The organism is Pseudomonas sp. RC3H12, assembly GCF_018596375.1.
Taxonomy (GTDB): domain Bacteria; phylum Pseudomonadota; class Gammaproteobacteria; order Pseudomonadales; family Pseudomonadaceae; genus Aquipseudomonas.
Window position 1 is genome coordinate 5074591 of record NZ_CP075595.1, and the last position, 10673, is coordinate 5085263.

The following is a 10673-nucleotide window of genomic DNA, read 5'->3' on the forward strand; positions in this document are numbered from 1 at the left end:
CAATGATGGCCCGGAAGGTCAGGCAAAACCAGTTGCTGACAACAGATTGGCAAGGATCGATTCTAAGGGTATGGCTGGCCCGCCAGACGCCCCCTTTTGCCTATCCACCCTATGGGTTTCGCCACGCCGAAGGGGTTGAGGACTGCCGCCTTGGTTTCAACGGGGAACGGCAGGAGCCCGTGATTGGTCATTACCTGCTGGGCCAAGGTTTCCGGCTGTACAACCCGGTCTTGATGCGGTTCAACAGCCCGGACGATTGGAGTCCATTCGGTGAGGGCGGTGTGAATGCCTATGCATATGTTCTGGGGGATCCTGTTAACCAGACAGATCCTTCAGGGCACATGGGAGGAGGTAAGAAACCCAAGCCCCAGAGGTCTACCTCTTTCGAAATGAGGCTTGCTGCAATCGGCTACGGAGGGCGGACACCAGGACCCGCCATTGACACGAATGTCATATCGCCTGCAAAAAATAAGAAAGGCTCGGCGGTCTCGCGGCTATCGGGAAGTGCGGAGTCAAAGAACAAGATTGTGTGGGAATTGAACCGGAAGAATGAGCGTATCGTACAGGAGTTGCCTCCTTTATTAGCAGGCCAGTATCAGCGCTTCCTGGAAATGGTTCCGCAGGTAGGGGCGCATGAAGCTGCCGATAATTTGGGAGATGTTGATTTGAAAATTCTGAAAAAAAATATTCGCCCAGGTCAACATCAGTGGCAGTTGCGACTTAGCCAACGACAGCGCGTGACGTTCTTCCTAGAAGAATCAACTGACTCAAAGACGCATATCACAACGAAGATGGTTCATATCCGGGACGTTGGTGGCCATACTTAGTGTCCTGACAACACTTGTGGCTCTAATCAGATATGTGCTGTCGTCGAAAACGCCCGACCTTTAGGTCGGGCGTTGACTACCCTCACTGCAGAATCTGCGCCGGCTCATCCGGTGGCAGGTTGTCCCGCCCACGCGGCTGCTTCGCCTGCCCAGGCACCGAGCCGCCCAACTGCTCGGCCAGCTGCTGCGCCACATCCTCGCCCAGTGCCTTCGATACATCCCGCACCACCCGCGGACGGTTCAACGTCACGCGACGGTCCTGGCTTTTCACCAGCTTGGTGTCCTGCCCTTCGCCCATGGCGGTGAACGCCGAGGTGATCTCGTAGGTGCGGGTGTTGATCAGGCTGAAGTCGGCGACCACGGTCAGGCCCAGCACCGCCGAGTAGCTGTCGGTGTGGTCCAGCGAGTTGATGTCCTGCTGGAAGTCGATGTCCGACAGGGTGCCGAACAGCACGTAGTCGGCGCCCTTGAACGCGCCGTTCTTGATGCGGCGGATCACGTCGTAGACGTCTTCCTGCGAGTCGGCGGTATAAGGACGGCCCTGGACCAGCTGGAACATGCCGGTCTTGAGGATCTCACCCTTGATGTCGCCACCGAACTTGCGCAGCTCGGTCTGCTCGATGTAGCTGTTGAGGCTCTCGTACTCGCTGTAGCTCGACTGGCCGCTGGCGTGGTACATGCCGGCCTGGCCGCTGCTCTGGGCGTTGATGGTGTGGATGTACTCCTCCACCTGCGCTTGATAAGCCAGGTCGGTCACCGCCACCTTGGGGGCTGCCTGCGCGCCGAAGGCGCAGGCCAGGCCAATGATTGCCATCCATGCACGCATCGATCAGCGCTCCGTGGTCTTGCGGATTTCTTTTTCGTCCATCCACTCGGCCAGGCCGCTTTCCACGTCGATCAGCTGCAGGCTGAACTTGTAGAACACGTCCTTGTAGTCGCTGCTGCGCTTGACGATCGAGCTGATGGAGCCTTCCAGGCGGTACTTGGCGGCGATCATGTTGCCGGTCTTGGCCACGGTCTTCTTCTTGTACAGGCCGCTCTGGTTCTGCAGCTTGAGCTGGTCGACCTGGCTCTGCATGTCGGTGTTGTCGCTGGCGAAGCGGGCGGCGCCGGACTTCATCAGCTGGGTCTTGATCGAGGTGGTGATCTCGCGGGTATCGATATACTCGCTGGTCTTGTTCTTCACGTCGTACACCTGCACCACCGGGCGGCCGTGCAGCACGCCGGACTGGGCCAGGGAACGGGTCATGCTCTCGGCGATCATCTGCAGGTCGGTGGAGCCGAACTCGTTGGTCACCAGCTCGACAGCCTTGCTGTCGCCGTAGCTGATGTTCTTGCCGCCGAGAACCGGCGAAGGGGTACTGCAGCCGCTGACCAGGGCAATGGCGAGGGCGGCGAGGGAAAGGCGTGCAAACATCGAATGTGCTCCTGAAAGGGGTTACCGGGTGTGGACTTCGAGGCGGAAGTCGCGGGCAGCGGGGGTCGGTGCGATGGCGGGGAGGAACTTGGCCTGCTTGCCGTACAGCGGCAGGGCCTTCCAGCTCTCCTCGTCGGCCACCGGGAAACCGTCGCTGCCCAGCCAGGCGAAGCGGTAGAAGAGCGTCTGGTTGCTGCGGCTGGTGTTGGTCAGCGCCACGTTGACGGTGAGGTAGCCGTTTTCGCGGGCGACACGCATCTGGCCGATTTCGATGTCATCCAGCTGGCCCATGGTCACCACCTTGCTGGCGGCGCTGCCGGGGGCAGGGGGTGGAGTGGCGCAGCCGGCCAGGAGGGCGACGGCGGCCAGGGCGAGGCATGTTCTGCGCATGTTCGATCCTTGGGTTACTTGAGGCTGGCGACAGCGGTGGCTGCGGCCTGCGGGGCGACTTCGACGGACGGGCCGCCAGCGAACACGCGGTTGCCGACCACGCGCAGGCTGACCACCTGGTAGGGGCGATCGACTTTCACCGTGACTTGGGTGCCGCCGAGGCTCGACGGCAGGCTCAGGTGGTGTTCGCCCTGTTTGAGGCGTACACGGGCCACCTGGGTTTCGTCGGGCAGGGTGCGCCAGGTGCGGGTATCGGCACCTTCCAGCACGGTGGAGGCGATACCCACCACCAGCCCGGCCATCGGGTTGGACTGGTTCAGGTTCTTCTGTGCCACGCCACGGCTGATGGCGCGCACGCTGGTGCGCAGGATGATGCCCGGCATGTCGTCGCGCAGGGCGCGGCGCGACATGGCCGTGGTGCTGTTGAGGGCGGTCAGGGCCAGGGCCTTGTCGTTGAGCTGGATCTCGCTCAGGTGCGCGGTCGAGGTGTCTTCGCGGATGATCGGGAACGACAGTGGGGTGATCACCAGGTTGTCCTGGATCGGCAGCGGCAGGGGAATGCGGATCGAATCGCGGGCCGGGGCCAGGCCGGTCTGCACCACGATCAGCACGTCGCTTTCACCGGCCTTGGCGCTGTTCTTGTCCAGTTCGAGCAACGCCTGGTCGAGCAGCGGCGTGTTCGGGCGCAGCTCGGCGGCCTTGCGGTAGCCCGGCGCGGCCAGGCCTTTCTCGCCGAGGGCCTCGTAGACATAGCCGGACAGGTAATGGCTGAAGGCGCTCTGATAGCTGTTCTTCAGGCCGACCACCTCAGGGGCGTCGAGGCTGGCGACCGGGTAACCCTGCAGGTCCTTGTACTCGGTCTTGATGCCTTCCTTCTCGGCCTCTTCCTCGCGCTTGAGGTATTCCTTGTCGCGCAGTTCGGCGATGATCGCCTCGCGCTCGTGGGTCTTCTTGATCTCGGTGCGGGCGCCGTCGAAATCGTTCTGTGCCAGCAGGTTCAGGGCCATCTGCGTGGTCAGCATGACTTTTTCGTAGTCGTAGCCTTCGTAGCGACGGACCTTGTCGTTGACCAGGTAGCTGCCGAACTGGCTCAGGTACTTGTCGGTGTCGAGCTTGACCGACTCTTCCCACTGGAACACCACGCTGTCGGCTGAGCGCCAGGCGTCCTGGCTGCCCTTGAGGTCGCCCTTGGAGCGCAGCAGCTCGCCTTTCTCGAAGTAGTAGAGCAGGTCTTTCTTGTCGCCCTTGTTGTTGTTTTCCAGCAGGGCGAGGGCGGCGTCGACATTGCCGGCGGCCAACTGCTTGTTGGTCTCCTGCAGTTCGCTGTCGTAGCTGCGGAACACCGAGCAGCCGGTGAGCTGCACGGCGGCGACTAGGGTCGCCAGGGTGAGGGCGCGGGATACCATCGGACTTCTTCTTTCCCTGAAACGGTTGGCCGCGTGGGCGGGGGCGGCAGATCCCTCTGTTTTATCGCCAGAACCTCTCGATGGAGGCGCCTTGATTGCTAATGGCTATTACGGCGGCGCGGGATTATACCCAAAGTAGTAGCTACGTGATGGCGAATTGCTTCGCATTTTCTGCAGGCGTGCCAGGTCGGAAAACCGCTTTCCAGGTTGTCGACCGGTCAATTTGTCGCAAGATTTTTCATGAAATATGCGGGTGAGCCTTGAGCGGGGGAGAGTGGAAGTGAACAATGTTCTCTTTCGTATTTCCGTCGAGATTGGCCATGATTTCCCGTTCCCGTCTGCTTGCCTGGCTGCCTGCCTTGTTGCTTGGCCCGGTACTGGCGCTGTGCAGCACCCCGACGCTGGCCGAAGCACCGGCCGAGGCGACCAAGGCGTTGCATCTGCTGGACTACATCGGTGCCGACTACCCGCCGACCGTGCGCGACGGCAAGGTGGTGGACGACGGGGAATACCGCGAGCAACAGGAGTTCAGCGGCGTGCTGGCCGAGCTGGTCAAGGGGCTGCCCGAGCATGCCGAGCGCGGCGCGCTGGAGCAGGGTGTCCAGAGCCTGCGCCAGGCCATCGACCAGCGTCAGGATGGCGCCGGTGTTGCTCGCCAGGCCCGCCAGCTGGGCGCACGCCTGGCGGTGGCCTACGAGGTCAGCCAGGCACCGGTGATCACCCCGGATCCGGCCCGTGGCGCAGCGCTGTATGCCCAGTATTGCTCGATCTGCCACGGCGATACCGGGCTGGGCGATGGCCCGGCCGGCGTCGGCCTGGAGCCTGCGCCGGCCAACCTGCGCGATGCCGCGCGCCTCGACCAGCTCAGCCTGTTCGACCTGTACAACACCCTCGGGCTGGGCATCGAGGGCACCGAGATGCCCTCGTTCGCCGACCAGCTCGACGAGCGCCAGCGCTGGGACGTGGCGGCCTACATCGCCAGCTTCACCGCCGATCCGCAGGCGGCCAAGAGCGACAAGACCTGGAACCTCGCCGACCTGGCCCGGCAGACCCCGGCCGAAGTTGCCGCCAGTGAAGGCGCAAACGCCGTGGCCGCGTTCCGCGCCCAGCGGGCGCAACCGCCGCAGGTCAAGCGTGGCCCGGCGCAACTGCTCGAGTACACCTCCAGCACCCTGGACAAGAGCCTGGCGGCTTACCGCGCCGGCGACCACGACCAGGCCTACGACTTGTCGGTGGCGGCTTACCTGGAAGGCTTCGAGCTGGTGGAAAGCTCGCTCGACAACATCGACACCCAGGCTCGCAAGGACACCGAGAAGTCGCTGATGGCCTACCGTCAGTCGCTGCAGGACGGCCTGCCGGTGGCCCAGGCCGACCAGCGCCTGGCCGAAGCCAAGGTCAAGCTCGAACAGGCCTCGAAGCTGCTGGGCAGCGATGGCCTGAGCTGGTCGTTGAGCTACATCTCTGGCCTGTTGATCCTGCTGCGCGAGGGCCTGGAGGCGATCCTGGTGCTGGCGGCGATCCTCGCCTTCCTGCGCAACACCGGCCAGCAGTCGGCGGTGCGCAGCGTCAACGTCGGCTGGGCCTTGGCGCTGGTCGCCGGTTTCGCCACCTGGGCCCTGGCGGCCTATGTGATCGATGTCGGTGGCGCGCAGCGTGAACTGCTCGAAGGTTGCACGGCGTTGTTCGCCGCGGTGATGGTGCTGTGGCTAGGCGTGTGGATGCACGACCGCCGCCACGCGGCCGCCTGGCAGGACTACATCAAGAGCAGCCTGGTCAGTGGCGGCGGGCGCTTCGGCTTTGCCGTGCTGGCGTTCTTCTCGGTGTACCGCGAGCTGTTCGAGGTGATCCTGTTCTACGAGACCCTTTGGCTGCAGGCCGGCCCGGCTGGCCACCAGGCGGTTCTGGCAGGCGGTGCCACGGCGCTGGTGCTGCTGGTGGGCCTGGCCTGGGTGATTCTGCGCGGCTCGGCCAAGCTGCCGCTGTCGCTGTTCTTCAGCATCAACGCGGCTTTGCTCTGTGCGCTGTCGGTGGTGTTCGCCGGGCATGGCGTCAAGGCGCTGCAGGAGGCCGGCGTGCTGGGTACGCGGCCGGTGGCGTTCTTCGAGTTCGACTGGCTGGGGATCCACGCCGATCTCTACTCGCTGAGTGCGCAGGCGGTGGCGTTGCTGGCTATCGTGTTCCTCTATGGACGCAGCCGCTTGGCCGAGAAGCGCCGGGCGGCGGCCAGCTGAGTCCGTGCAGGGGGAAGGGGTGGTGCGTCGCCGCCCCCCGATGAGGCTGGGGCTGGCATAATGTCCGCCTGTTCAGGCGCTATCGCGGGGCAAGCCCGCTCCCACGACGTCACTGCCCGGAGTACAGGATTAATCCCATGCGTGTATGGATCGATGCCGACGCCTGCCCCAAGGCGGCCAAGGACCTGATCGTCAAGTTCGCCCTCAAGCGCAAGCTGGAGGTGGTGATGGTGGCCGGTCAGCCACAGATCAAGCCGGCCTTCGCCTGCGTGCGGCTTATCGTGGTGCCCAGCGGCATGGACGCGGCCGACGATTACCTGGTGGACAACGCCGTGCCGGGCGAGTTGGTGATCTGCAGCGACGTGCCACTGGCCGACCGCTTGATCAAGAAAGGCGTGGCCGCGCTGGACCCGCGTGGCCGCGAGTTCGACGAGCGCAACATGGGTGAGCGCCTGGCGGTGCGCAACCTGTTCACCGAACTGCGCGAGCAGGGGCAGGTGGGCGGCGGGCAGGCACCGTATGGCGAGCGCGAGAAGCAAGCGTTCGCCAATGCCCTGGACCGGATTCTTGGACGGCTTTCCAAACGCTAGGGGCCGTAGGAATCAGTCGTTTTCGTGGGTCAGCTCCAGCACTCGGTCCACCAGCTTGTAGATGCCTCCCGCCGCTTCGCTGATCGACTTGGCTTCCATGTACGCTGGGGTCGTCACCAACTTGCGTTGCACATCCTCGACGATGTCGTGCACATCGCACTCCTCATGGGTGCCGCCCATCTTCACCACTGCAGCAGCGGTATCTGCATCCTTGCCGATGGTGCAGACCACGCCCGGGCCATAGATCTTGGCTGCCAGGGCTGGCGAAATGCAGAGCAGGCCGACCGGCTTGCCCGCCTCGGCGAAGGCCTCGGCCAGGGCCAGCACTTCCGCTTGCACCGTGCAGCCGGCACCTTCGACGGCAAAATTCGACAGGTTCTTGGCTGCACCGAAGCCACCGGGAACGATCAGGGCGTCGAAGTCTTCAGCGCTGGCTTCGCGAATGTCCTTCACCTCGCCACGGGCAATGCGCGCCGACTCCACCAGCACATTGCGCGATTCCGGCATCTCTTCCCCGGTCAGGTGGTCGATCACATGCATCTGCGCGATGTTCGGCGCGAAGCATTGCACCTGCGCGCCGCGCTGGTCCAGGCGCAGCAGGGTAATCACGCTCTCATGGATTTCGGCGCCGTCGTACACGCCGCAACCGGACAGAATCACCGCAACTTTTTTTGTCATGCTCAATACTCCAGTGTCGAGGCGCTAAATGTCCTCTAGTTTGGCAGATGTAGCCATGGGATTTGCCCTTCGCCGGGCCTAATCTTCGTGAACAACCTTGGAGGTGGCCGTTCATGGACCTGATTCTGCTGGCCGTGCCGTTCTTCTTCGTGCTGATCGCGGTGGAGCTGATCGCCGACCGCGTGCGCGGGCGTCGCAACTACCAGCTTGCCGACTCGATCAACAGCCTGAGCACCGGTGCGCTGTCCACCAGCACCGGGCTGCTGACCAAAGGGGTGGGGCTGGTCACCTATGCCGTGGCATGGGAGCACCTGGCCTGGTTGCGGCTGCCGGCGGATGCCTGGTGGGTGTGGGTGGTCGCCTTCGTGCTTTACGACCTCTGTTACTACTGGCTGCACCGCCTGGGCCACGAGCGCAACATCCTGTGGGCAGCGCACTCGGTGCATCACCAGAGCGAGGAGTACAACCTCACCACCGCCTTGCGCCAGACCAGCAGCGGGTTCTTGTTTTCCTGGATCTTCTACCTGCCGCTGGCGCTGCTGGGCGTGCCGCCCCTGGTGTTCATCACCGTGGCATCGCTGAACCTGCTGTACCAGTTCTGGGTGCACACCCGCCATGTGCCCAAGCTGGGGTGGCTCGAGTGGATTTTCATCACGCCGTCCAACCATCGCGTCCACCATGCGCAGAATCCTCTGTACTTGGATCGCAACTACGGCGGCGTGTTCATAATCTGGGACCGGCTGTTCGGCACCTTCCAGGAAGAGGACGAGCGCGAGCCGGTGATCTTTGGCGTGACCACGCCTTTGGCGAGCTGGAACCCGCTGTGGGCCAACGTGCAGTTCTATGCCCAGCTGTGGGACGACGCCCGGCGAACGGCCCGTTGGTGGGACAAGCTGCGCATCTGGTTCATGCCCACCGGCTGGCGGCCGGCGGACGTGGCCGCCGCTTATCCACAGGCCAAGCAGGACCTCGCCGCGTTTCGCAAGTTCGCGATCCCGCTGAGCGCTGCGCAGCAGCTGTACGTCACGGCGCAGTTCGCGGTCTACGTGGCGTTGGGCAGTTATCTGATGGAGGTGGCGGAGCAGGTGACGCCCGCGGCCCTGGCATTGGGCTGGATGGTGATGGCGTTCGGGCTGTTCGTGCTGGGCGTGGCGCTGGAAGACCGGGCCTGGGCAGGGCGCCTGGAACTGGCGCGCCTGCTGTCGAATGCGCCCGCGCTGTATCTGGCCGGCGCGCTTGGCTTAGTGCTGGTCACGCCGTTGTTCTGGCTGCTGCTGCTCGGCTACAGCTTGCTCAGCCTCGGCGGCCTGGCCCTCTGCCGCCGCGCGACGCTCGGCGCGGCTATTGCGAAAGCGCCGGCGCAGCCAGAGCGTGAGGCCCAACACCAGCAGGCCGCCGAGCACCCATAACTCGTATTTCTTGATGCTGCCCAGCATGCCTTCGAGGATGGCGCCGAAGTGGTAGGCGGCCAGGCCCAGGGCCAGGGCCCAGACTGCGGCGCCGATGCCATTGAGCAGCAGGTAGCGGCGTGGCGGGTAGCCGGACAGGCCGATGGCCACCGGCATGACCGTGCGCAGGCCGTAGACGAAGCGGAAGCTCAGCACCCAGATGTCCGGATGGCGGCGGATATGCTCCAGCGCGCGGTCGCCCATGGCCTGCCAGCGAGGCTTGCGGGCGAGGATCTTGCGCCCATGGCGGCGGCCCATGAAGTACCACAGTTGGTCACCGGCGTAGCTGCCACAAAAGGCCACCAGGACTACCAGCTTGATATCCATGTATTCGCGGAACGCAAGAAACCCGGCGAGCACGAGGATCGTCTCGCCCTCGAAGAACGTGCCGAGAAAAAGGGCAAAATAGCCGAAATCGTTCAGGAATTGTTGAAGCATTTTCTGGCGTGCTGGCGAAATGAACGCGCAGCCTACCCCTTCGGGCGCGATCGGGAAAGTGTCCAAATGTGTCTCGACGTGAACATTTCCTACAAGGACAATGACTGCGGCCACAAGTCGCAGGGTTGCCCTCGGGTGTCACACAGGCGTCATAATGGCCGCTTATAACTGTCGCGCTCGCCCGCCTGCGCGGGCTCAGGAGTCTGCCGTGAGCTTTACCCCCGCCAATCGTCTGTTTCCTGCCACCCGTCTGCGTCGCAATCGTCGGGACGAATTCTCCCGTCGCCTGGTGCGCGAAAACACCCTGACCGTCGATGACCTGATTCTTCCGGTATTCGTGCTGGACGGCGAAGGCCGCCGTGAAGAAGTGCCGTCCATGCCGGGCGTCGAGCGCCTGTCGATCGACCTCCTGCTGGAAGCCGCACAGGGGTGGGTAGAGCTGGGCATTCCGGCGCTGGCGCTGTTCCCGGTGACACCGACCGAAAAGAAATCCCTCGATGGCGCCGAAGCGTGGAACCCGGATGGCATCGCCCAGCGCGCCACCCGTGCCCTGCGTGCCCGCTTCCCGGAGCTGGGGGTGATCACCGACGTGGCCCTTGACCCGTTCACCACCCACGGTCAGGACGGCATCCTCGACGAGGAAGGCTACGTGCAGAACGACATCACCGTCGACGCGCTGGTGCGTCAGGCGCTGTCCCATGCCGAGGCTGGCGCCCAGGTCGTCGCCCCATCGGACATGATGGACGGCCGTCTTGGCGCGATCCGCGAAGCCCTCGAAGTGGCCGGCCACGTCAACGTGCGCATCATGGCCTACTCGGCCAAGTACGCCAGCGCCTACTACGGCCCGTTCCGCGATGCGGTCGGCTCGGCGCTGAACCTGGGCAAGGCCAACAAGGCCTCCTACCAGATGGATCCGGCCAACAGCGACGAGGCCTTGCACGAAGTGGCCACCGACCTCGCCGAAGGCGCCGACATGGTCATGGTCAAGCCGGGCATGCCGTACCTGGACATCGTTCACCGGGTGAAGACCGAGTTCAAGGTGCCGACCTTCGTCTATCAGGTCAGCGGCGAGTACGCCATGCACATGGCTGCGATCCAGAACGGCTGGCTCAGCGAAGCCGTGATCCTTGAATCCCTCACCGCATTCAAACGGGCAGGCGCCGACGGCATCCTGACCTATTTCGCCGTGCGTGCCGCTCAAATGATGAGAGGGCAGTAACGCTCTCCAGGAACGTCAGATGAATAACG

10 protein-coding genes and 1 pseudogene are annotated in these 10673 nt (G+C 63.8%); 5 read left to right on the forward strand and 6 right to left on the reverse strand.

The features are described 5' to 3' along the window. The first annotated feature begins 5 nt into the window (after positions 1-5). Positions 6-827 (forward strand): RHS repeat-associated core domain-containing protein, encoded by an 822-nt coding sequence (locus KHO27_RS23150; RefSeq protein WP_250888390.1) that lies wholly within the window; start codon positions 6-8, stop codon positions 825-827. A gap of 82 nt (positions 828-909) precedes the next feature. On the opposite strand, the gene KHO27_RS23155 is transcribed toward KHO27_RS23150, so the two are convergent. From KHO27_RS23155 to KHO27_RS23170, 4 genes are read right to left on the reverse strand one after another with little or no spacing between them, the layout of a single operon-like run. After that, positions 910-1653 (reverse strand): penicillin-binding protein activator LpoB, encoded by a 744-nt coding sequence (locus KHO27_RS23155; RefSeq protein WP_214500828.1) that lies wholly within the window; start codon positions 1651-1653, stop codon positions 910-912. Between the two features lie 3 nt (positions 1654-1656). Then, on the reverse strand, positions 1657-2244 hold the full coding sequence (gene lpoB / locus KHO27_RS23160) for a penicillin-binding protein activator LpoB (protein ID WP_023632455.1): 588 nt from the start codon (positions 2242-2244) through the stop codon (positions 1657-1659). A gap of 21 nt (positions 2245-2265) precedes the next feature. Next, positions 2266-2634 carry a YcfL family putative periplasmic lipoprotein gene (locus KHO27_RS23165; protein ID WP_214500829.1) on the reverse strand — a complete coding sequence of 123 codons (369 nt, stop codon included), beginning with the start codon at positions 2632-2634 and terminating at the stop codon, positions 2266-2268. A 14-nt stretch (positions 2635-2648) separates the two neighbouring features. Next, the gene (locus KHO27_RS23170; RefSeq protein ID WP_214500830.1) at positions 2649-4040 is read right to left on the reverse strand and encodes a COG3014 family protein; all 1392 of its coding nucleotides are present in this window, start codon (positions 4038-4040) and stop codon (positions 2649-2651) included. 287 nt (positions 4041-4327) lie between these two features. Here KHO27_RS23170 and KHO27_RS23175 point away from each other — a divergent pair, with 287 nt between their 5' ends. Further along, positions 4328-6271 carry an FTR1 family protein gene (locus KHO27_RS23175; RefSeq protein ID WP_214500831.1) on the forward strand — a complete coding sequence of 648 codons (1944 nt, stop codon included), beginning with the start codon at positions 4328-4330 and terminating at the stop codon, positions 6269-6271. 137 nt (positions 6272-6408) lie between these two features. Further along, the gene (locus KHO27_RS23180) at positions 6409-6861 is read left to right on the forward strand and encodes a YaiI/YqxD family protein (RefSeq protein WP_102684976.1); all 453 of its coding nucleotides are present in this window, start codon (positions 6409-6411) and stop codon (positions 6859-6861) included. Positions 6862-6873: 12 nt separating this feature from the next. Here KHO27_RS23180 and elbB read toward each other — a convergent pair whose 3' ends face one another. Continuing rightward, positions 6874-7539, reverse strand: coding sequence for an isoprenoid biosynthesis glyoxalase ElbB (elbB, locus tag KHO27_RS23185; protein ID WP_214500832.1), 666 nt, complete (start codon positions 7537-7539; stop codon positions 6874-6876). A gap of 113 nt (positions 7540-7652) precedes the next feature. On the opposite strand from elbB, the pseudogene KHO27_RS26290 reads away from it, so the two are divergent. Next, a pseudogene (locus KHO27_RS26290) lies at positions 7653-8279 on the forward strand (sterol desaturase family protein); the annotation flags it as partial. Positions 8280-8780: 501 nt separating this feature from the next. On the opposite strand, the gene KHO27_RS23195 reads toward KHO27_RS26290, so the two are convergent. Next, positions 8781-9425, reverse strand: a complete 645-nt coding sequence (locus tag KHO27_RS23195; protein WP_214500833.1) for a DedA family protein — start codon at positions 9423-9425, stop codon at positions 8781-8783. A 208-nt stretch (positions 9426-9633) separates the two neighbouring features. Here KHO27_RS23195 and hemB point away from each other — a divergent pair, with 208 nt between their 5' ends. Beyond that, on the forward strand, positions 9634-10644 hold the full coding sequence (gene hemB / locus KHO27_RS23200; RefSeq protein ID WP_023631873.1) for a porphobilinogen synthase: 1011 nt from the start codon (positions 9634-9636) through the stop codon (positions 10642-10644). The last annotated feature ends 29 nt before the right edge of the window (positions 10645-10673 follow it).